A 22,245-nucleotide genomic window follows, 5' to 3' on the forward strand; every position below is an offset into this window, starting at 1 on the left:
AAAATACATCTTTAAAGTCAAAATAAACGACATATGGCATCTAAGTGAAGTCACCAAAAAAACCAACGACCTACTAGACACTCTAAACCTCCATATTACTTAAAACAGGAAGTTAGGGGTTAATAACAAAACTTGAGTAGGTTCCTTTTTCTGGCATTTTGAAAATTGCTTATCGGTTAGATGGTAGGTTTGTCTACTCTTTTTCCTCTGCAAGTATCTTTCTATAGATAAAATTGCTGGATTGTCGGGGTAGTTGGGTTATTCTTTTTTTGATTGCTGTCAACCCTTTTTATGCGATTGTTGTTGTGCCATTTAGGGTCTGTTGTATTTGGTCAAGTAATTTTTTGTATTCCTCTTTTGTCTGCCGGACATAGTAGCTGCCTAAACCTATGCAGGCTCCAAATATTCCTCCGCCAAGCCATGAAAAACCCAGTGCAACGAAAAGTCCAAAAAAGCCGCCGCCGATAATACCTATGATAAGTAGTAGCAATGGTGATCGGTTTGTTATTTGCTCGACTTTGTCAATTTGGTTTTGCAAGCTACTGCTGAGGTTTTTTGTTTCTTCAGACATAACTACACCCGTTTAATTCTTTCTTGTATGTGGCGGAACTTAAGGGTTTATGGTTTTCCTGAGGTTAAAGGTGTGATTGTATTTCCGTCTTAGGCATGCAGATACTTGGCGGCTTCACAACTGTTCACCTGATATGTAACACATTTTTTTTCTGCTAACAAGCTGACTTGGCGGGCTTGGGTTATATGTTTGGGGCTCAACGGGGGAATGTTTAATAGGTCATATCGGGTAGTTTTTAAACTTAAAAATTACAGTAATGTTTATTATATCTAAGTGAAATCTTGAAGGTGCGGTAAAAAATGGGAATCAAATCTTGGCTTCAACAAGCGGCAAGAACCTTAAAGTTAGCCGTTAAACCGGGACGTGAAGAGCTATGGCTCTCAATTAAAATCAGCCTGTTAGGTATTGGCGCAGTTGGCTTAATTGGATTTGTAATTAAACTGATCGCGTCTTTTCTCAACGTGCCCCCAGCTTAAACAAAGTGACTTGATATGGACAAAAAAGAAGGGCTCGCGCAAGTAAAAATCTTTGCAATTAAAACCACCACTGGACAGGAACGCAACGTGGCGCGTTTAATTGCCTCAAAAGTTGATATGACTCATATTGCTATAAAGGCTCTTCTGGTTCCAGATACACTCAAAGGTTATGTGTTCATTGAAGCAGATGGTCCTCATCTTGTCGAAGAAGCCATCTCTGGTATTCGTCATGTCCGAAGCCGAATTCCGGGCTTAATCAGCTTTAACGAAATTGAACGCTACATCGTCCGCAAACCCGTCATGGAAGATCTCAATGAAGATGATGTGGTTGAAATCACCGGCGGACCCTTCAAGGGTATGCGTGCTAAAATCACTCGGCTCGACAAAGCTAAAGGTGAAGTTACCCTCGAATTACTTGAGGCAACCTTCACTTTGCCCATCACAGTACATTCAGACTATGTAAAACTCGTAGAAAAAGCAAAAGCATAAAGTGAAAATCTATGGCAGATAAAAAAGTTGTAGAATTAATCGTCAACGGCGGTCAAGCCAATGCAGGTCCCCCGTTGGGTCCAGCCTTGGGTCCCTTAGGAGTCAACATTGTTGCTGTTGTCAACAAAATAAACGAAATTACCAAAGATTATGCCGGTATGAAAGTTCCGGTAAAGGTCAGTGTTGATCCTGAAGATAAAACCTTTGATGTTACCGTTGGTACGCCCACTGCATCAGCTCTAATAGTCGCTGAACTAAAAATTGAGAAAGGTTCCGGCACTCCAAACACAGTTAAAGCTGGAGACTTGACCATGGAACAATTGATCAAGATTGCCAAGATTAAAGCTCCTCAGCTTCTAGCACCTGATACAAAAAATGCTGCTAAAGAAGTGCTTGGTACCTGTGTCAGTTTAGGCGTTACTGTTGATGGTAAAGATCCCCGTGAAGTTCAAAAAGATATTGACGACGGCACTTATGAAAGCCTATTTGAGTAATGACTGATGATGCTGGGCGAATATTTTTATAATGGGTTTCTTATCCCCTATTGGCACGAGGCTTAAAAATGCCCCTAGACAACAAGACAATAACTGAAGCAATTAAACAGGCAAAATCTCAAGCTGGCGAGAAAAAGTTCAACCAGGCCATAGATCTAATACTTGATATTCAAGAAATTGATATGAAGGCTCCTGAAGGTAAAATTCAGGAAGTTGTTGAACTTCCACACGACACGCTAAAACCCAACCGCATCTGCGTTATTGCTTCAGGCGAATTCGCACTCAAAGCAAAAAACTTTGGTGCTGACCGCGTCGTTGACCGCACAGAACTCGACGATCTAAACGGTAAAAAGAAAGAACTGCGCCAGTTAGGCAACGACTGTGATGTCTTCATAGCCGAAGCACCATTGATGCCCCTGGTCGGTAAAATCTTGGGTCCGGTCCTAGGTCCAAGAGGCAAAATGCCCATCCCTGTTCCTCCAAACGCGGACATAACCACCTTAATCAATAAACACCGCAAAACCGTGGTTGTTCGCATGCGCAATCAACCCATAATCCAAGTCCGAGTAGGTTCACAACAGATGAAAGACGAAGACCTCACCGACAACGCGATGACCGTTCTTCGTGTCCTTGACGGCAAACTCAAACGAGGCCTCAAGAACGTAAAATACGCTTTCATCAAAACCAGCATGGGCGAACCCGTCAAAATTAAACCATAAACAACAAATAACCGAGAAGAAAAATCATGCCATCCGAACAAGTATTAGCTGAAAAATCAAGCGAAGTAGCCGAGATAAAAGACATATTCAAAGAATACAAATCCGTCGGCATCGCAAGCCTAAAAAAAGTCCGCGCTTCCCAACTACAAGAACTCAAAAAAACAATGAAAGGCCAAGTCTACCTCCGCGTCCTCAAAAACACCCTCATAAAAATCGCCATCGAAGAACTCAACCAAGCAGAACTCAAAAAGCTTGAGGAATACTTGGAAGGATCAAACGTCTTCTTATTTACCGATCTCAACCCCTTCAAACTAGCAATCATGCTAGAAAGAGGCAAAGTCAAAACCACCGCCAAAGCAGGCGACACAGCAGCATTTGACGTCGTCATCCCAACCAGCAACACCGGCCAACCCCCAGGGCCAGTCATCAGCCAACTCAACGCAGTCGGCCTACCCACCAGAATAGAAAACGGTAGCGTCTGGATCAGCAAAGACACCCTAGTCGTACGCAGAGGAGAACCCATAAGCGACCGCCTAGCAAGTGTCCTTGCTAAACTCAACATCAAAGCCGTTGAACTAGGCATCGCCATGCGCGCAGTCTTTGACAACGGAACCATGATAACCGGCGACAAACTAATCGTCGATCTCGCCGCCACACAAAGAAGCGTAGAAACAAGCAACCACGAAGCCTTCGCACTAGCCATAAGCATCGGCTACACAACAAAAGACACCATCAAACCACTCCTACAAACAGCACACCAAAAAGCAATCGCACTATCACTCGGCGCAGCCATACCCACCAAAGACACCATCGCAGACCTCATCCGCAAAGCCAACGCAGAAATGACCAGCCTAAACAACGCCGCAGACAAATCCAAAGCAGCCTAATAAACTGCTCTCCCTTTCCTTTTATTCCGCAATCTTTTCTTTATATCTAACCTTTTCGTTTAACACCTGTATTGCAGACTAACTAAACATTAAAAAAGTCACACTTATTCTCTATTTTAAGAATCGTGCCCTTACAATTTTACATAGTTTAAACTTTAAAGATGGTTGCTTATTAAATGAACAACAGCAAAAAATGGTGTGGATTTTAAAAAACAAATATGTGTATTTGGCTGGCTTTGGGACAAATCTATTTCGCATTGATTCGGATTAATATAGTCAGTTATAAAAGTCGTCTGAGTTGTTAATTCGGGGAAAATTGGGTTCGCCAACAAGCTGTTGGCATGGTTTTTCATCAAGCGCATATGCGCTGTTTTTGTTTATACTATAATATCACAAAAATGTGATATTGTGATATAAATGAGACCGCACAGACAATGTATGCTGTTAGTTTGTGTGGTCTAAGCGGTGTCGGTAGGTTTCATAGTCTGGTAGTTTTCGAAGGTATTCTTTGTTCATAAGTGGAGACGAAATTAAAAAGTCGGCTGTACTACGATCACATGCTAGCGGAATATTCCAAACTACTGCTACCCGCAGAAGCGCTTTCACATCAGGGTCATGGGGATGGGGTTCAAGGGGGTCCCAGAAGAATATAAGGCAATCAACTAAGCCATCGGCTATAAGTGAACCTATCTGTAAGTCGCCACCCAGTGGTCCCGATTCCATGTTGGTAATTTCTAAACCTACTTCTTCTTCAAGGAGTTTACCTGTAGTTCCTGTGGCAAAGAGTTCATGTTGCTTAAGTGTACCCTTGTTAAATTTTGCCCATTCCAGCATGTCTCCTTTTTTATTGTCATGGGCGATGAGCGCGATTTTCTTTTTACTCTCTATTATCGCATGCTTTACCATAATCTCTTCCTCTGCAAGCCAGAGCCTGTTAAGGGTTTATAATTGTTGTGTCAATAGTCTGCTTTCTTCTATGATGTATGATGTAGTCATAATTGACTCAAATATTGGTTCTTTGATTATTGACCATTTTTTATAATTTTGCTTTGGTTCGTTGATTGGATTGCCATAGGGCTCCCAAAAGTGGAAAGTAGGCGGCTGTCTAATTGGGTAAATTAGTGTCTTCGTGTTGGTTGCTAGTATTCTACGTGTGTTTCAATTTCTTGTATCGTTATGGATGGAATTTGCTGATTAACCTCTGTGGTTGTTGTAGGTTGAGTGTCTTCTTTCTCTTGGTCAAGTTGCTGGGTTTTGGCTGGTATTTCTCCGTCTCTATCTGTTAGTCTCAGCAGGGGGGTGCGGTCATGTTTAGGCCAGAAGTAGGCACTTAAAAACATGACAATAAACGCTATAAATATCAGCATAAACAAGGTGTCGTATGCTTGTCCAATAGTTGTTTTCCAGAAGAAGCATTGGAAGTAATCGTTTGCGTATGCGCCCTCTGGATGAGACCAGCCAAATCCTGATCCTTGTTCTGCTGAGGACCACCAAACTGGTCCTGAGACGATAATGTCTAGTTGCCAGATACTAAAAAATAGAATACATACTGCCGCAATAATACCTCCAAGATTCAATATTGAACTTGTTCGTATCATGTTTTTCCAGTGGAAGCTAAACGAGTTATGTTGCTTTGTTGCTGTGGTTGAGTGGGTTTTGTTTGTCTTGTAGTTGATGATATGCCTATAGTTTAGATAACCCGTGGCGAAGGCCTTAGCAGTTTCGAATAACCCGTAAACAAAGACGCCTGCTCCGGTTAGTAACATTCCCAACCCTGTGTAGTTTATAAGCGTATTTTTTGCAAAGTTCCCTGAGAGGATAAAACCAATGATGAGCAACATTGTTCCGATTCCGATTGCCCATATGCTACCAAATATGACTCGGGGGTGATGTCCATTGGTGAGTTTATTTTGGCTGTGGGCTTGTGCTTTAAGTATGGAAATGGCTGTTCCAGCTGTTCCTAAGCATAAAATGCCAACACCTGCGATTAGCATCCCAAACCCTGCATCGTTAAGTAAAGTGTCTTTTGCATATGACCCCGCTAAAAGTGTACCGACAACCAGAAAGACAACTGCTAAACCAAGTAAAACAATGTTAAAGAAGAGTGATCTTGTTTCCCTAACTTTTGTGTTATGTTCTCGGTGTAACTCTATTTTTACTGTCTCCAAAGCGGCACTGGAAAAGCCCAGTACCGACACGCCAACGCCCAAAAGGAGCATACCAAAACCTACGGTGTTCATCAGTAAGGCGCGGTCGTATGTGCTGGCTAATATTGAACCTAAAACCGCAAGGATTACTCCAGCGCCTATCGTCCAGATGCTACCGTGGATGGGTAGCCGTTTTTTTGTTCTGTAGATCTCTGGGTTTTCTCTTCGTACACGATTCTCGATGTTTGCAATAAGTATGGAGCAAGTACCTGCTACAAAGGTTGTGATGCCAGCAAGTATCATACCAAAGCCAATGTAGTTTGTGAGCATGCCTTTCTCAAATGATCCCGATATTATGGCGCCGGCTATGGCTAACAATAAACCGATGATAAGCGCTTCAGTTTTGCCGATAAAGGGTTTATACTGGTTGCTATCCGCTGGATAGGTCTGTGGTGATTTTTGTGTGTTGTCCATATTTTTACCTGCCAGACTTTCTTCCCAAGCAATCGTGTAAACGATGACGTTTCTAGTTTATAACCTATTGTATTTTAGCTAAGGTATTAAAAATTTAGCAGTATATGGATTTTAGCGGATTCCTTGTTTTATTTTTCTCTCTATTTTGGATGTGATGTGTTGATCGGTTAAATGTGTCGCCAACAGTAAACGATTTAACCTCCAATAATAACCCTTGTATAGGTGCCAAGTTTGAATAAATTTGCATATTTAGCAGTTACCCTTCTACTGGTTTCCGCTATAGGGTTACCCTTGTTTAGTGAAGTATCTGCAACTACCTATGTCGGTGGCTCACTAAACGGAAATACAAATTGGACTGTCTCAAATGGTCCTTACTCTCTAACAGAGAACCTCATTATTTACAGTGGTGAAACTCTATCCATCCAGCCTGGTGTAGTTGTGAACCTCCGCGGTTACCAAATCCAAGTCTATGGTGGACTCAATGCGCAAGGGACAAACAACAACAAAATTTACTTCCTAAGCGATGGCTTCTCAAATTCCCAGATCGTCTTCAAATCCTCAAGTTACCAATCCTGTACAATTGATTATGGCGTTTTCTATTCCGTTCCCATAACCATAGAGGGTGGTTCACCGCGATTATCTAATAGCTATTTTACGGGCACCTCGTTTAATGCAGTGATAACGATAACTTCTGGTGTTGCTACAATTATAGACAACGTTATCTCAACTTCAAATGCGCAACATGGTATCCACATAACCACTGGTTATGTAACAATCTCTGGGAACACTATCTCAGGAGCACGAGCCCAACAAGGCTTTGGAATCTACAACACAGGAAGTACCGCACCAATAACTGCAAACAAAATCACCAACTTTTACTCAGGCATCTATACAAACAAACCCTGTGTCATCGAGCAAAATATCATCACCAACAACATCAATGATGGTATAGTCACTGAAGGCACTTCCGGTGTCATTATCAAAAATAATGCTATCAACTATAACAAATGTGGGATCAGCCGTGATGCAGACATTCAAAACAACACTATTGCACGTAACACCTATGGTTTGTGGGGTCAAACAGATAACTCCATCATACGGTACAACAACATTGTAGACAACACTCTTGAAAGTATACATTTAACAGAGTCCGCAGACGTGACAATCACTAACAACTGGTGGGGAACAACTGATGAGTCAACCATTCGCAACACAATCTCAGACTATGACGCCGCACTTCGTCCCAATCTAGGCATTGCGACCTTTAAGCCATTTCTATCCTCTCCTGCTTATGCCCCTGCGGTTCAACCCTCAGTTGTTGTTCCAACGCCGCCTCCAACACCCTCTGCAACGGTTACTCCCTCTCCTGGCTCAAACACAACCTATACACCCACCCCAAGACCAACAGATTACCCAAACCCAACCTACTCGCCCTATCCAACCTATCCAGATTACTCTATCTTACCAATTGAGCCCACAGATGAACCCGGCCTCTTTAATTTTAGCCTTACCGACATAACTACTGCAGTGGTGATAGTGATTGCTGTCAGCGTGGCGATAACAATAATTGTGATTCTAAGTAGGATGCAATCAAACATGCAAAAGAACAGCTATTGATAACGTTTCTGTTCAAAAAATTTTTAATTTTTTTTAGGCTAATTTTTTTGTCATGACATAGGCATCTTCGCCGTCGCTGTAGTAACCGTTGATGGTTCGGGTTATTTCAAATCCAAGATTTTTATACAACGAGATTGCGGCTTCGTTGGTGACACGGACCTCCAAAAACCCCTGCTTAGACTTATAGTACTCCATGCCCTCTAAGGATTTTTTAATGACTGCCTGCGCGACGCCTCGGCGTCTGTACTGGGGCAGAACTGCAATTGAAACTACATGGCCTTTGCGTACCAAACCGCCGAAGCCAAAGTTGGATAAGCCTACTTCAATACGGCACATAATGTATCCGATAATTTTTTCATCTTGTTCTGCCACGATAAAGGTCTCGGGGAACCGTTGATGTAGGTCCACAAAGAAGAAATCGGTATAATTTTCAGGGAGGCAGACGCGGTTAATTTGTATGACACTCTGTAGGTCATCTGGGCTAAATTTGCGTAGCGTAAAGGTTGGTTGCATCGTTTCGCCTGTTTAAAAAGGATTTATGTGTTTAGACTTAAAGGTTACGCTTCTAGAGCAGTCAACTAGCTGGATTTTTAGGCTTTATTGTCCTCAGGGGATCTATACACAGGTAGCGTTTTGTTGCCCAGCGGCATTGCCCAAACACGCGAGGCTGAACCGGCAGTTTTGAAGGCCTCGTTTAGGGCGTCATTTATTGCACGGGCAGTTTTGAGTTTAAAGATGCTGGTGGCATAAAAATCCGGCATAGCCGATACCAATATGATTTGCTGGTTAAGTAACGTCTTTAGCAAATAGTACGCGCGTTGTCCTCCCATGGCAAAGTTACGTTTAACCTCCCGCTCAACATTTTTAATTTCACTGAGCCGTGTCATCCAGTCATAGAATACCTGATTGCCATAGCCTTCAAGGCATTCAGCCACCAAAATAATGACACCCCCCCGTTTCACTGCATCTCTTGTTGTTTCCATAGCTTTGAGTGCCTGATAGAGTGTCAAATCCCCGGGGTGCCCACCTGCGCTTACCACGATAATATCTGCGCGTCTATCCACCATAACGCAGTATATTTCATCCACAAGTTTTGCGGCCTCTAAAAATGCGGCTTCCAAGTCTCCAGCAAAGGCCCGTACAATTTCGCCCTTTTTATTCTCAACAACATTAACTATGAAATCTACCTTTGAGAGTCGCGCCGCTTCAGTCATATCAATATGGACAGGGTTATTTTCCAGATTACCTGCGGTGGAACTGGCACTGACAAGCAGAGCATGATTATACCGGATAGTTTCTAACCCAGCTATCGCAGGCAAGACACTTTTCCGTCCACCGCCATAACCCGCGTAATCATGGTATTGAACATCTCCAAGGAGCACTCTAACATCAGCCTCCGCAAAGAAACGATTGATATGCACCTTGTTACCATGGGTTTTAGTAGTGCCGATATAGACCAAATCTGAGGCAGAAACATCATGGTTGACAACTCGAACTCGCTTTACAGCTTGGTCTAGGCGCTGTTGGTCTTCTTCAGACTTTAGGGGATAAGTTTCATACCCCAAGATAACGGTGATGTTTTCATCTCTAACCCCTGCGGTGTTGAGTTCATTTAGCACCAAAAGAAGCATCTGTGCACTTGGCATGTTGGGAGTAGACTCATCGATAACTATGGCAACTTTGGATTCAGGTTTGACAATTTCACTTAGACATTTGGATGCGAAAGGCTCTCTGAGTGCACGCTCAATTTCAGCTCTCTGATCTGCGGCGCTTGAAAATTCTTTGGGTTCGATGGTGCCCAACAGATTTCGGGCTGGAATTCGAACGCATACATCGGTTTTTCCATAGGGAAGCCAAACATCAACCATAAAAGATCCCTGCTGATTTACATGTACTCGGTGCCTGAAACTATTAAGCCTTGCCAAATACTACGACTGCTTTTGGCACAAAACCCCCAGTAGCTAAAAAACTGTTTCTGTTTGCTATGTTTTCCAATCGGGACCTGTTTTTTTACCCAGCAAAAGCACCTGGATATGCCCTGCAACTATGATAGCCATCCACACTGCAGAGTAGAAAAAGTAGTACACAAACAACTCGTGGAGTTTAACCTCATAAAACCCCAGTTTTCGAGAAAAACCATAGAAAACAGCGGCGGTCGCTATGAAACCTGACATCGAAATCATTAGAATCTTTAAAATATCTGCAGTTGCCAAAGAAACCAGAAAAATCGGTAATGCAATATTGAATTTAACTGAGAGAAACAGTGAAAAAATCAATAACGAATCATACATCCACAGACTTGGAATAATGGCGCTTATAAAAAATATTGCAATCGAGGGATATAGAAAGAACAAGCCGGGAAGAAACACTTGGGGTTTTTTGATAAAATGATTTGTCAATTCTCTATACCACTCTTTGAGCCAAAGGGCTTGACCAACGGCCCACCGTTTACGCTGAGTATACCACTGGTGCCAATTACTATACACTAAATTTTGAACTTCTACCTCTTGAAAGTAGGCAAACCGACTGTCTTTTAGAAATGCACGCGTAGCTATGTCGATATCTTCAGCTACCACTCTGCGAAAGCCCTGAACTTTTTCAAACATTTCCCGCCGCATAGCAAACGCCGAGCCGTTAACCGCAGGGCATTTCTGCATAAAACGTGAAGCCAGCCATGAATTGATGTTGAAGCTAAGGTATTCATAGTAGGCCATCTTGGATAGAAACGATTTACTTTTGATAACCCTTTTTTTAATATCTAATATGTCGGTGTGTTGCATTTTCATAACGATTTTTCTAAGATATTCTGGATCCTCGGGGAGATCTATATCAGAATCCAAAAACAACAATACCTCCCCACTTGATAAGCCAACGGCATGGTTTAGTGCATTAGCTTTACCGTTGCGTTTAGAATTTATAATAAACTTGACCTTCTCTTCTTCTTTTTCTTCTTTGTGATCTTTGATTTTCCTACTAAACGCCTCGGTGGGTTCATCGACAGCTACAAAAATCTCTTTAGAAACATTTTGGTTAGCAAATAAAGTAAGCATCTTTTCTAATCGATCAGATTCTCCATAAATAGGAATAAAGATGCTTATGTCCAAGTGCTAATCCTCTCAACTAGCGACATAAACAAAAGTTTATCTCGCAAAGAACTTTTTTAATGTTATTCCAACTAAGTGATAAACCCCTGCTGCTCAGAACAGAACAAAAATTTTTCCTCAAACATTAACCAGCGGTATAACCCGCAGATTTGACTTTTTTGATAGGTAAATTATTATGCGCCCAACAGCCACATCAAGGTATGACTAAAGTTAAAGCTGTAGGCCTGCTCTCAGGCGGTCTAGATAGTATTCTAGCTACAGAGATGATAGTAAAACAAGGCATCGACGTAACGGCCTTTAATGTACGAAGCCCCTTTTGTCTCTGTAAAAAAGACGGATGCGCCGCCGTAGACGCCGCTAAACAGCTAAACGTTCCCCTCAAAATGGTTGCCGCCGGAAACGCATATCTACGCATGCTCCGCAACCCCAAACACGGCTACGGCAAAAACATGAACCCCTGCATAGACTGCCGTATATTTCTCTTCAAACAAGCCAAAAAATACGCCCGCGAAATCGGCGCCAGCTTTCTCTTCACAGGCGAAGTCCTCGACGAACGCCCCATGTCCCAACACTACGCCGCCCTCAAACTCATCGAAAAAGAATCCGGCCTAGAAGGCAAAATTTTACGCCCACTCTCCGCACGCTTACTACCCGAAACCCAAGCAGAAAAAACCGGACTAGTTGACCGCACAAAACTCCTAGACATCCAAGGCCGCTCCCGCAAACCCCAATTCAAACTCGCCGAAGAATTCAACATCAAAGACTTCCCCTGCCCCGCAGGCGGCTGCCTGCTAACCTGCGAAGAATACGCCAAAAAAATCCGCGACCTCTTCAACCACAAAAAACACATAACCCTCCCCGACATCGCTCTTCTGCGCATAGGCCGACATTTCCGCATAGGCAAAAACAAAATCATCGTAGGACGCGACGAAACCGAAAACAAAACCCTAACAACACGCCAAACCAAAACCGAATATATATTTGAACTCCCCGATATCGTCGGCCCAATAACCATACTCCAAGGCCCCAAAACCAAACAAGCCATAAAAACAGCCGCCCAACTCACCGCCTTCTACTCCGACACCAACAAAACCGACCAAGCCAAAATCTGTTACGGCAAAGAAAAACACGACCACACCATAATGGTATCTCTACCCACCAAAACAGATGTCGATAAACTCCGCGTCGGCATCAATGACAAACCCAAAAAGAAAAACCCACCCAAACAACAAACAACTACCTCTCTATCTACTAAAACACATAGTCTTTCAAGCTAATGATCCCAGGTTCAAATCCCAGCGGCCTCACTATTCAAATAATGCTTTTTATGTCATTTTTTGCTAAAAATAGCAATTATTTTAATAATGTGAATGAGGAATTAAAAATTATCTGTTTTGTGAGATATTTGCAAGAGGTTGTGTGCAGTGTTCCGGATTTCTTATCGTGATAGCTGGCGATGTTGCCATATGGGGTGGGGTTCAAATCCAGCTTTCGGGGCCACTGAAGTTAAAACAACGTTTAAAAGCGGAAGGAAATGAAACGGTTTATACCGACAAATGGATGGTGTACTATTTAATTAAATCTTTATAGCATACTTATTCATATTAATGTGAGTAAACACCTTTAGGTAATACCTAACTTTTGCATTCGTCTTTATCAAAGTATTTCTGATTTAGGTTGCTGATAAGAGCACCTTAAAAAAGGGTGAAATTTGTTTATGCTTCTTTCTTCTTAACGGTGTTTGCAAAGACTTTCCTTGTGGTTTTCTTTCTGTATTCACAATGAGGACGAACGGAAGATTTGCATCTGCGACAATTTTTAACTAAACCAACCCTTAACATACACATACGCTATCTACTCATTTTCGTATAGAAAAGAATCAATTACTCAATCAGTCGATTCCAAGAGGATAAAAGAAACTCTTCAGAGACTATACCGCCGCATCAGACTAATAAAGGTTGAAACTGTTGATGTTTATTTGATAGGGAAAATAGGTTTTTGCTGAAAATTCTACAAACTCGTTTTCTAGTTTTTTAAGCAATAAAAAAGTTTTTAGAGCGCATACTCTAATATAGCCGCCGTAGTATTCTATAAACTATTAGAATTCTTTAGAGGAAAAGTCAAACAACATCCAACCGCTTTTTCTCGATTATTCTGATTATAAGTGGTTTAGGGCCACATTGGACAATATAGAATGGATAAACATAGAACAACAAATGAACGCAATCTAAGCCGTATGTTTTTCCCTTCATCAAACGATGTTTTGGGCATAGCGGTAAAAATGCTGGGTGGCGACAGAAGTACCGGGTCGTTTCCATTGAAGATAAAATCAGCTAATTGGTAAGTGAGAATATGAGTGAAAACAAAATCAATTTTATCATGGCGGTGCGGGGCTATAAAAGCGTAAAAAGGCAGCAGAACGCTAACGTCACAGATGTAGCCGCGCTTGATAGGTCTAATAATAAAGTGCTCCTAAGAATAGTCGAACCATTCGCTAACGAGTACATCAATCTAAATGATGTCAAGAACCTAACCGAAGCGATTAAGCGTGACAACTATGTCTATGCTATCTTGATAAGTAAACAGTTTACTGAGGGTGCATTAGAAGAAATGGACAAACAAAACATTCAGCGTATCTCAGAAGACTATATGCCCCCATTTGACATACAAGAGCTATATTTAGCGGTCGTGAATTGCGCAAACAATCACTGTCAAAAAAAGTGTTGCAAAGTCGTCTTAGCTATTGCGGAATGCAACGAAACGGCCGCTGAACTCTGCAAAACAAAGGCACTTGTGGTAGCGGCTAAACGTCACTTTGAAGCGGGAACCATTGGTTTGCTGAAAAACGACCTAAAACTGGCTTTGGCGCTAACGCGATAGGCGATTTTTAAAATAAAGTGGATCGAAAATATGTCTGAACAAAAACTTGAGTGGCCCGAACCCGGGGATTTGGTTATGGCAACGATTAAAACCGTGATGGATTACGGGGTGTACGCTAGCCTTGATGAATACAACAAAAGAGGTTTTCTCCATATCTCCGAAATTTCCAGCGCCCGTATAAGAAATATACGTGACTTTGTTAGAGAAAACCAGAAGCTGGTTCTCAAAGTGCTTCGGGTAGACCTTGAAAAGGGGCATATTGACTTATCGTTGAGGCGGGTTACTAAGCGGGAGCGAATTGAGAAAATTAAATCCTGGAAGAAAGACCGAAAAGGCGATGCCCTGCTGTATGTGGTGAGTGAACGAACCGGTTTGTCACGAGAAGAAGTATATCTGAAAGTCGGTGCGGTATTAGAAGAAAAATATGGTCTATATGACGGCTTTGAGAAAGTTCTACAGGAAGGCATCTCAGTTCTAACCCAGCTAAATGTACCGGAGGAGTTAGCTAAGGTAGTACTTCAAGTTGTGGAGGAACGCATTAGTGTTAAGACAGTGAAAGCTTGGGGTATTCTTGAAATGCGTTGTTCTCGTCCAAACGGCGTTAGATGTATCCAAGAAGCTTTCAGTGATGCAAAAAAAACACACAAAACTAAAGATACCAAAATTGTCTTCTCAGTCATCGCCGCTCCAAAGTATCGTATTGAAGTTTCAGCAGAAAATTGGAAACGAGCCGAAGAAGTTCTTACTAAGGTAAGCGGTGCCGTTGTTGCGAACATAGGTGACGTCGGTGGATCTGGCGAGTTTAAGCGGGAAAAATAGCCGGTAGCAGATCTTAATCGGGGGTGACATGTTATGAAGTGTAAAAGTTCTGTCAAAAAGGCAGAGCGTATAGGTGGAGGTAAAATTCGCGGAATAATAATTGAGGAAAATGTGGACAAACGAATTGTTTAAGCAAATTCAGCACTCAATGAAGCGCTTGATTTGAAATGTTTAAATTTAGATAAAACTATATACTGCTGTTAGTTTGTTCGCAATTTCAAACAGCCCCAAAATTAACAGGTTTAATATGTAATGTCGGATAGACCCTCAACTCAAATAAAATGTAGTGACTGCGGCAAAACCGCAACTGTTCCCTTTAAACCAGCATCAGATAAACCCGTTTACTGCCGTGAATGTTTAGCTAAGCATAGAACCCCCCGAGCGGGGTCGGAAAAACGAATGGAAACAAAATGTCCAAGCTCTGATATTGAAAAACAAGTTTGGTCTAGGCGACGGGAAAGCTGGAAATAGCTGACCATACGAACTTTGCGCTAACCACCCAGGCGATATCTATGTTTTCGTGAGTTCAAACAATCCCTCTCATCACACATTTTGTTAAACGTCTCCTCCCGCATAACAATAGGAAACTTCACCTACCATTAACACACTTACAAACACAACGGCCTAGAACAAGTCACTGTTGCCTTCAAAGATAATCAAAACACCTGAAGCCAACCAAGTGCATATGGTAAAAAGTGTGTTAAAATTTAATTAAAATGTCAATTGGGTCTGACTCAGCAACCGGTCCAGTCCAGTTAGCCCCTTGGCACCAGTGGCAAAAATTTGCAAAGGTTTTCTTTTCCTGAAGAAATGCAGAAAAGGTTTGGAAAAAAAGAAAAAGTGGTTGTGATGGCGATGTCGCCATATGGGTTGGGGTTCAAATCCCGTTTTCGAAACCACTGAAGTTAAAACAACGTTTAAAAATGGAAGGAAATGAAACGGTGTTGCCTAACTGTCAACAGCCTCATCTTTTGGTTCGATGAAATATTCTATTTGTCGTGACACACCTTTATTATCTGTAAGCGACTTGCGACGTTTAAGACGTTCTTTTGCTTCCTGAAGTATTTCACTTATCTTTCGCTCAAACTTTACTTTAGACGGCAAAACCGTCCAATACTCAGCCACAGCAATACCAACTTTATCCATCTCCATTAATTCAATCTGGTCACGACTAGCCGTCGTACAAAGAATAATACCAATAGGCGTATTCTCTCCCTCTTTACGCTCATATTTATCAAGCCAACGTAAATAAAATTCCATCTGCCCCTTGTATTCTGGTTTAAACTTACCGAGCTTTAATTCTACTGCTACTAAGCGTTTTAAGATACGGTGATAGAACAGCAAATCCAAATGAAAATCCTCATCGTCCATAATCATCCGTTTTTGGCGTTCAACAAAGGTAAAGCCGTGACCAAATTCCAATATAAATGCTTCAAGTTCTACAAGAATTGCCTTCTCCAAGTCAGCCTCAAGAAAATTATCCTTCAACCCAAGTATATCAAGCAAATACGGATCTTTAAACACATTAAACGGAAGTTCAGATTCTTTACTTATCCGTGTGTCAGCTATCTCACGTCGTTCATAGGTTTTTCGTGATATTTGCCTCATCAAATCGCGAACCCCCAGTTGTCGCTCAACAGCATCATTAGCATAAAAAGCTCGTGCCTCATCACTTTTTATACGTATGAGCTCACGAAAATGTGACCAACTCAATACATACGACCATTTGTGCAATGCAGTTATATCTGTAAACGTATTGGCAAATTGCATCATACGGTACAAGTTCTTTTCTTCAAAGCTGTTTCCGTATGATTCAACTAATTTTCGCGACAGTGTGGCGAAAATCTTCTCGCCATATTTTGCTCGTTTGAAATCAAGGATAACCGAGTTTATATACCGTCCGACTTCCCAATACATTAACGTGACTTCACTGTTTGCATATGTAGCGGCACGAAATTTACGGTTCTCAATAATTTCGGATATACACTTAAAAAGTGTAGATTCATCTATACATTCGTTATTTGCGACAAAGGTTTTGTTATTTGCCTCAAGATTTGTTGGCGTGATAGGAATTAACGTATCTTTGTTTTGAGAATTGTTCTTCTTGTCTTTGCGCTTATTCATATCATTTTTCATCTCCGTTATTATTAAACCTCGAATTGTGACTTTGCTTGACCATCAACACGCTTTGTCACCCTTTTTGGGAGAAACAAAATATCGCCCAATATTGTTATGGTATTAAATTACTTTTGTTGTAATCCACCCCATTTTTATCAACCTTTCGCTCTGTGACTCTGCATATAACACAGAAATGAGTTGGCAAAAATTTACGTTATAACTGACATAAACCTGTCGATTATGTTTGACCATGCAAACTCTCCCGCCCAGTTAGCCCTCGGCAATAGTGTGGGAAAATTGTCAGGTACTTTGAATAATTGCCGCTCAGAAAAGGTGTGGCAAAAAGAAAAAAATGGGGTGATGGCGATGCCTCCATATGCGCTGGGGTTCAAATCACAGCGACCGCACCAGTTACTTGGGATATATTATAGTCTAACTTACTTTCAATAGTTCGCTATGAACTTTGGGAGTTTTACTATAAACTTTGGTAGTTACTCCGGTCAGTAGATATATTTGGTGCCATTTTTTAATAAGACTACATAGTACCCAAAAACTCGGGTTGGGGAAAGGTTGAAACCTCTTGGTGCCTTCGTTTTATTGATGCATAATGGTTGCCACCTTCTATGCACATATCAAATTCAAAACCCAACCCAGCGAATGGTCAGTTAATCTGCCGTTTCTTTGCAGTAAATGCGGTACCTGCTGTACCCTCGACGACTTTTTAGTCGCCGGAAAACTCAAACCCGACCCCCAAAACCCCCAAGCTCACCTCAAAACCCAAACCCTCTATGAGGAACTAGGCAAACGCTGGGAAACAAACCCCACTCAATACGACCACTACATAACCCACACGCCCTGTCCTTTTCTTGTCAACCAAACCTGCTCCATCTATGAAATCCGCCCGGAAGGATGTCGCCAATTCCCCAACACCCCCTTTGGCATGCAAACCCACGACTGCCAAGCCCTCACCCGATTTAAAAAACAACTCTGTGCATTAAAAAGAGGACAAACCACCCAAGAAACCTACCACTTCATAACACAACAAACCATTCTGCCTGCCCAACTCGCAGAAAAACAATACCAAACTTGCACAAATAAACTACAAAAAACAGGCATAACACCTGATGAATTAGCTCTATTTGTTGCTCTCAACAAACCAACTAAATGATAGTTACTGGCTAAATTTTCTAAGCATTTTTCTAAAGCTCGCTGACTTGGCTATGAGTTGCTTATACGTCTTAAGCTCGACAAACGAACAGTTACTCTTACACCAAGACAGCGACTCATCGCTAAAACCAACATTAGCAACAAGTAAACCGCCATCAACCTCTAAATTTTCCCTAGCAAATGCAACCCTAGAACAGAAATGCTGTACATCAATAAGATCCACACTGTTTTTACACTCAATAAGTAACCTCTGAGTACCTTTGGGCTGATCAATCACCGCATGAATATAGGTTGATCTGGTGTGCAAAACATGCTTGGGTTTAGTGTGATACCCCATCTGATTAAAAAGCGACTCAACGGTCTCTTCAAAAGTTCTCCCACTCTGCAGATTATATGTCATCCCAATTCCCCAAAATAGATAAAAAACCAATTCATTTATTAGGTTTATGGCAAACCACCCAATTATCCAACACCAACAACACCAATAACACCAACTAATTAGTCAGCTAACAATAGTGTAACCAAACACTAATTACCTCCTTGTGCCTCTGACGATAAAAACACAAGCCCCGCCGTTTTATCTTTAATGTAGCCCTCATTAATGCAATAGAGAAACAGCTGTTTTTTGCATCATACCCTCAAGGGATGGAGTAATTCTTAATTACCGCGTCAACCAAGGTTTGGCTTGAGGAACCAGAAAATGGCCAAGATTGATTTCGGCGGCGTCCAAGAAGACGTCATCACAAGAGAAGAATTCACAGTGGCACAAGCCCAACAAACCCTAAAAAACGAAGTCGTTGCCACACTTGGGTACGGCATCCAAGGCCGCTCCCAAGCATTAAACATGCGTGATAACGGCATCAAAGTAATTATCGGTCAACGTAAAGACTCCAAAACATATCAAAAAGCCATAGAAGACGGCTGGATCCCAGGTGAAACTCTTTTCAGTCTCGAAGAAGCCGCTCAACGCGGAACCATCAAAATGGTACTGCTAACCGATGCAGCCCAAAAGGAAGAATGGCTAAACATCAAATCGGGCCTCAAAAAGGGTGATGCTCTCTACTTTAGCCACGGCTTTAGTGTAGTGTTTAAAGAACAATCGGGTGTTATTCCCCCCCAAGATGTTGATGTTATTTTAGTCGCTCCTAAAGGAAGCGGTACTTCGGTGCGTCGAAACTTTGTAGATGGAAGCGGTATTAACAGCAGTTATGCCATTTTCCAAGATGCCACTGGTAAAGCTGTTGAGCGTACCAAAGCTATGGGTATTGCCATTGGATCTGGTTATCTTTTTCCAACTACCTTTGAAAAAGAAACCTATAGTGATCTAACTGGTGAACGCGGCACACTTATGGGTGCACTAGCAGGTATTATCGAAGCTCAATACAGTACTCTGCGTGAACATGGGCACAGTCCAAGTGAGGCGTTTAATGAAACTGTTGAAGAACTCACCCAAAGTCTCATCCGATTAGTTGATGAAAACGGTATGGATTGGATGTATAACAACTGTAGCGAAACTGCCCGTATTGGTGCTCTGCGATGGAAAGAACGTTTCCGATCAGCAACTAAGCCGGTGTTTGACTCGCTCTATGAGTTAACTGCTGCTGGTGAGGAGAGTCGTATTGTGCTAGAACGCAGTAAAGAGGCTAACTATAAGCAAAAGCTTGCTGACGAACTCAGAGCTATGGGCAGTAGTGAGTTGTGGCGCGCAGGTGCAACTGTACGCAGTCTACGCCCTAAAAAACAAAAATAAATCAATAACCAAATTTACTTTTTTTATTTAAATTTTTTACTTATATTATGTTAAGTCAGCTATGTTTGAAAATGATTGGTGCCTGTACCAGTTGTTGCAATTTTAATACCCTTGTCTTGAACAAAAACGCCGAGAAACAAGAAAATAGCTGGGTATGTTGCTAGATAGGTTGAGTTGTTTTTGGGTTTAAAATTTGGAGAATGTCATGGTAAATTTTTAGTGCCGTTTCTTTGTCTTTAACGCCTTTTATGATCATGCGTCCGCCGCTAAAGAGGCTGATTCTAAACTCTTCGTAACTAAACATAAGTGCTGACTGACTTTTTAAACGGATCTCAAAATGCTTCTGAACTACTGAATATGCCTTGTCAAGTGTTAGATCTAGGGGTGTTTGAGGGTTAATGTTGGCAGTGTCTTTGCTACAGAGCCAAACCAGCCGCTCCGCACTCACCGCTTTTTGTTCTCCATGACAGACAGGACAATTAGGGTTCTCTGCGATGTCTAGAGCGGTAAAGTTCATGTCGGTAAAGTCGCAAACTAAGAGTTTGCCCTTAAGCGACTTGCCAATGCCTGTGATGAGTTTGATGGTTTCAAGGGCTTGGAGGCTACCAATGGTGCCCGCAGTTGCACCGATGATGCCTCGCTTATCACAGGCACCGCCTCCGTTTAAGCCCTCGGGCATGAGGCATGCCAGACATCCCGTTTGGGGGGGTTGGAAAACAGAGAGGTTGCCTTCCAAACTGATGGCAGCACCAAAAACATAGGGGATTCCAAGTTTTATACAGGCCCTATTGATAATCTGACGTGTCACCATATTGTCCAGACCATCAACCACAACATCCACATCTGATAGAAGGCGTTCTGCATTTTCGGCGTTTAGATTTTCCGAAACCGCTTCAATCTCTACAAACATATTGTGGTTACGTAGTTGGTCGGCCGCCGCTTCAGCTTTGGGATAGCAAAGATCCTGAATGGTATAGATGATCTGTCGATGTAAATTATGGGGTTCAAGAGTATCTTGATCGATTATACGGATGTAGCCTACCCCAGCCAGCGCTAAATAAAGCGAAGAAACCGAACCCAAACCGCCCACACCCACAACTGCCACTCTGGCCTTTGCGAGTTTTTCTTGCCCACTTGTGCCCAACTCTTTTACTGCAATCTGACGGCTATAATACTGACTTGCGATCCACTCTATAGCTGACTCATCCATCTAAACCGCCTCACATGCTACTTAGTGATAGTTTACCAATTAAGCTATCTGTTTTCATTAGACTCCCCCACTTAAAACTGATATCTCTCCGCTTCAATTTGCATTCAAATCTGACTGAACATCAGTGGTCTGTCGTCAAATATCATCCAAATGTACCGCTTAGCCGGATGAAAAAATTATTCTCTAACCTCAGGTAAGTGCCAAATAGCTTGCCAAAATTATTGAGCCTGAGTGTTGTTGCATTAGTGTCCCCTTATACTTAAAATAGTGTGCCCGTGGAAGTTCCCAAGTCAAACCTCAGATGATTTGAATTTTGTTGGAGGTGAAATGTTTGGTTAGAGGCGAAGGTACAAGCGCGCAAGGATATGATAGTCCAGCAAAAATTCAGCATAGTCTAAAAGGAGCTCACTATCCTTCCAATAAAGACGATCTGATAAGGGTTGCAAAAAGTAACAGTGCTCCAAACGATGTTCTAAACATCTTGGATATACTTCCAAATAAAGACTATATTTCTCCAGCGGACCTTATGAAAGAAATCGGCAAAAAAGAATAACTGTTCATGAATCGGTTCCTTTTTGGATGTTGAGTGCTAACTTATCGCAACCCTTTTTTCTATAGACTATCTCTGATACAGACAGCATGTTGCCTATAGGTTGGTTGGGGAAAATTCTAAATGTGAGTTCACGCCACATATGTTGATGATTTATGACTGAAAAAGCAGATCCGATTAAAATTCACAAAGATGCTAACGCATTAATGGATAGCGGCAAATACAGCGAAGCCCGTGACTTCTTTATCAAATCAGCTGAACTCTACTACAAAAACCAGAATTATTTTGGCTCAGCCGAGATGAACTACAAAGCCGGTGAATGCTCTACTCAACTCAAAGAATACCAAAAAGCAATCGAACTTTTCACTAAATCTGCAGATATCTCTCTATCTAAGGGCTTTGAACGCTACGGCATAAGCGCCCTTGAAAACGTCAAAGAAAACCAAAAAGCACTAGGCAACACCCAAGAAGTCGAAGAATTAACCAAAAAAATCGACGAACTCAACAAAAAACAACAGGAACCCGAAAGCGATTCAGACTTCTCGATATTCTCCTAAACTTTATCCCTTACTTCTTTGTTTAGATCTTCTTTTTAACAGCTTCTGGTTGAAGCTAGTGTGAATCAATTATTACTTTGTTTCTTTTGTGGCGTATAGGTTTCCGTTTGTGTAGCTGATGTCGTAGTTGTTGTAGCCTTGTGTGAAGGGGGTGGTCCAGGTGACTTTTTTGGCTATTTGGGTGTTGTATAGTTGGTCATCAGCTGGGTTTCGATT

Annotated in this window: 22 protein-coding genes and 1 pseudogene; 14 read left to right on the forward strand and 9 right to left on the reverse strand. The window is 41.9% G+C overall.

What is annotated here, in order from left to right:
- Window positions 1-289: 289 nt before the first annotated feature.
- Entirely contained in the window at window positions 290-571 is a 282-nt protein-coding gene (locus tag FWF39_RS08545) for a hypothetical protein (RefSeq protein ID WP_343383019.1), read from the reverse strand.
- A gap of 299 nt (window positions 572-870) precedes the next feature.
- Between FWF39_RS08545 and FWF39_RS08550 the strand changes: the two genes are divergently transcribed.
- The 5 genes from FWF39_RS08550 (at window position 871) to FWF39_RS08570 (ending at window position 3,636) form a co-directional block, all read left to right on the forward strand.
- Entirely contained in the window at window positions 871-1,047 is a 177-nt protein-coding gene (locus FWF39_RS08550) for a protein translocase SEC61 complex subunit gamma (protein ID WP_343383020.1), read from the forward strand.
- Between the two features lie 15 nt (window positions 1,048-1,062).
- Window positions 1,063-1,536, forward strand: coding sequence for a transcription elongation factor Spt5 (locus FWF39_RS08555; RefSeq protein ID WP_343383021.1), 474 nt, complete (start codon window positions 1,063-1,065; stop codon window positions 1,534-1,536).
- Between the two features lie 11 nt (window positions 1,537-1,547).
- On the forward strand, window positions 1,548-2,030 hold the full coding sequence (locus FWF39_RS08560) for a 50S ribosomal protein L11 (RefSeq protein WP_343383022.1): 483 nt from the start codon (window positions 1,548-1,550) through the stop codon (window positions 2,028-2,030).
- A 68-nt stretch (window positions 2,031-2,098) separates the two neighbouring features.
- On the forward strand, window positions 2,099-2,749 hold the full coding sequence (locus FWF39_RS08565; RefSeq protein WP_343383023.1) for a 50S ribosomal protein L1: 651 nt from the start codon (window positions 2,099-2,101) through the stop codon (window positions 2,747-2,749).
- 26 nt (window positions 2,750-2,775) lie between these two features.
- Window positions 2,776-3,636: a 50S ribosomal protein L10 gene (locus tag FWF39_RS08570; RefSeq protein WP_343383024.1), complete on the forward strand. Its 861-nt coding sequence runs from the start codon at window positions 2,776-2,778 to the stop codon at window positions 3,634-3,636.
- A 444-nt stretch (window positions 3,637-4,080) separates the two neighbouring features.
- Here the strand turns inward: FWF39_RS08570 and FWF39_RS08575 are convergent, their stop codons facing one another.
- Window positions 4,081-4,542: a methylglyoxal synthase gene (locus tag FWF39_RS08575; RefSeq protein WP_343383025.1), complete on the reverse strand. Its 462-nt coding sequence runs from the start codon at window positions 4,540-4,542 to the stop codon at window positions 4,081-4,083.
- A 233-nt stretch (window positions 4,543-4,775) separates the two neighbouring features.
- On the reverse strand, window positions 4,776-6,257 hold the full coding sequence (locus FWF39_RS08580) for a hypothetical protein (protein ID WP_343383026.1): 1,482 nt from the start codon (window positions 6,255-6,257) through the stop codon (window positions 4,776-4,778).
- 231 nt (window positions 6,258-6,488) lie between these two features.
- Between FWF39_RS08580 and FWF39_RS08585 the strand changes: the two genes are divergently transcribed.
- Window positions 6,489-7,874: a right-handed parallel beta-helix repeat-containing protein gene (locus FWF39_RS08585; RefSeq protein WP_343383027.1), complete on the forward strand. Its 1,386-nt coding sequence runs from the start codon at window positions 6,489-6,491 to the stop codon at window positions 7,872-7,874.
- A gap of 33 nt (window positions 7,875-7,907) precedes the next feature.
- Here the strand turns inward: FWF39_RS08585 and FWF39_RS08590 are convergent, their stop codons facing one another.
- The 3 genes from FWF39_RS08590 to FWF39_RS08600 form a co-directional block, all read right to left on the reverse strand.
- A complete protein-coding gene (locus tag FWF39_RS08590) occupies window positions 7,908-8,387 on the reverse strand; it encodes an N-acetyltransferase (protein ID WP_343383028.1) in 480 nt (159 codons plus the stop codon).
- Window positions 8,388-8,464: 77 nt separating this feature from the next.
- Window positions 8,465-9,742, reverse strand: a complete 1,278-nt coding sequence (gene larA / locus FWF39_RS08595; RefSeq protein WP_343383029.1) for a nickel-dependent lactate racemase — start codon at window positions 9,740-9,742, stop codon at window positions 8,465-8,467.
- A 114-nt stretch (window positions 9,743-9,856) separates the two neighbouring features.
- Complete coding sequence (locus FWF39_RS08600) at window positions 9,857-10,978, reverse strand: glycosyltransferase family 2 protein (RefSeq protein ID WP_343383030.1); 1,122 nt, start codon at window positions 10,976-10,978, stop codon at window positions 9,857-9,859.
- A gap of 200 nt (window positions 10,979-11,178) precedes the next feature.
- Between FWF39_RS08600 and FWF39_RS08605 the strand changes: the two genes are divergently transcribed.
- From FWF39_RS08605 to FWF39_RS08620, 4 genes and pseudogenes are all read left to right on the forward strand, one after another.
- Window positions 11,179-12,255, forward strand: a complete 1,077-nt coding sequence (locus FWF39_RS08605; protein ID WP_343383031.1) for a hypothetical protein — start codon at window positions 11,179-11,181, stop codon at window positions 12,253-12,255.
- Between the two features lie 1,075 nt (window positions 12,256-13,330).
- Window positions 13,331-13,858, forward strand: a complete 528-nt coding sequence (locus FWF39_RS08610) for a hypothetical protein (protein WP_343383032.1) — start codon at window positions 13,331-13,333, stop codon at window positions 13,856-13,858.
- A 30-nt stretch (window positions 13,859-13,888) separates the two neighbouring features.
- Window positions 13,889-14,677 (forward strand): translation initiation factor IF-2 subunit alpha, encoded by a 789-nt coding sequence (locus FWF39_RS08615; protein ID WP_343383033.1) that lies wholly within the window; start codon window positions 13,889-13,891, stop codon window positions 14,675-14,677.
- A gap of 252 nt (window positions 14,678-14,929) precedes the next feature.
- Window positions 14,930-15,058, forward strand: a pseudogene (locus tag FWF39_RS08620) (CxxC-x17-CxxC domain-containing protein); the annotation flags it as partial.
- Between the two features lie 567 nt (window positions 15,059-15,625).
- Here the strand turns inward: FWF39_RS08620 and FWF39_RS08625 are convergent.
- On the reverse strand, window positions 15,626-16,801 hold the full coding sequence (locus FWF39_RS08625) for a PDDEXK nuclease domain-containing protein (RefSeq protein WP_343383034.1): 1,176 nt from the start codon (window positions 16,799-16,801) through the stop codon (window positions 15,626-15,628).
- Window positions 16,802-17,402: 601 nt separating this feature from the next.
- Between FWF39_RS08625 and FWF39_RS08630 the strand changes: the two genes are divergently transcribed.
- Window positions 17,403-17,963: a YkgJ family cysteine cluster protein gene (locus FWF39_RS08630; RefSeq protein WP_343383035.1), complete on the forward strand. Its 561-nt coding sequence runs from the start codon at window positions 17,403-17,405 to the stop codon at window positions 17,961-17,963.
- Between the two features lie 3 nt (window positions 17,964-17,966).
- On the opposite strand, the gene FWF39_RS08635 is transcribed toward FWF39_RS08630, so the two are convergent.
- Entirely contained in the window at window positions 17,967-18,362 is a 396-nt protein-coding gene (locus FWF39_RS08635) for a restriction endonuclease (protein WP_343383036.1), read from the reverse strand.
- 300 nt (window positions 18,363-18,662) lie between these two features.
- Here FWF39_RS08635 and ilvC point away from each other — a divergent pair, with 300 nt between their 5' ends.
- Window positions 18,663-19,712 carry a ketol-acid reductoisomerase gene (ilvC, locus tag FWF39_RS08640; RefSeq protein ID WP_343383037.1) on the forward strand — a complete coding sequence of 350 codons (1,050 nt, stop codon included), beginning with the start codon at window positions 18,663-18,665 and terminating at the stop codon, window positions 19,710-19,712.
- A gap of 160 nt (window positions 19,713-19,872) precedes the next feature.
- Here ilvC and FWF39_RS08645 read toward each other — a convergent pair whose 3' ends face one another.
- Window positions 19,873-20,922, reverse strand: coding sequence for a HesA/MoeB/ThiF family protein (locus tag FWF39_RS08645; protein WP_343383038.1), 1,050 nt, complete (start codon window positions 20,920-20,922; stop codon window positions 19,873-19,875).
- A 331-nt stretch (window positions 20,923-21,253) separates the two neighbouring features.
- Between FWF39_RS08645 and FWF39_RS08650 the strand changes: the two genes are divergently transcribed.
- The gene (locus FWF39_RS08650; RefSeq protein ID WP_343383039.1) at window positions 21,254-21,475 is read left to right on the forward strand and encodes a DUF2795 domain-containing protein; all 222 of its coding nucleotides are present in this window, start codon (window positions 21,254-21,256) and stop codon (window positions 21,473-21,475) included.
- Between the two features lie 152 nt (window positions 21,476-21,627).
- Entirely contained in the window at window positions 21,628-22,029 is a 402-nt protein-coding gene (locus FWF39_RS08655) for a tetratricopeptide repeat protein (protein WP_343383040.1), read from the forward strand.
- Window positions 22,030-22,245 lie beyond the last annotated feature (216 nt).

It is taken from the genome of Candidatus Bathycorpusculum sp. (assembly GCF_009778815.1).
GTDB lineage: Archaea > Thermoproteota > Bathyarchaeia > Bathyarchaeales > Bathycorpusculaceae > Bathycorpusculum > Bathycorpusculum hydrogenotrophicum.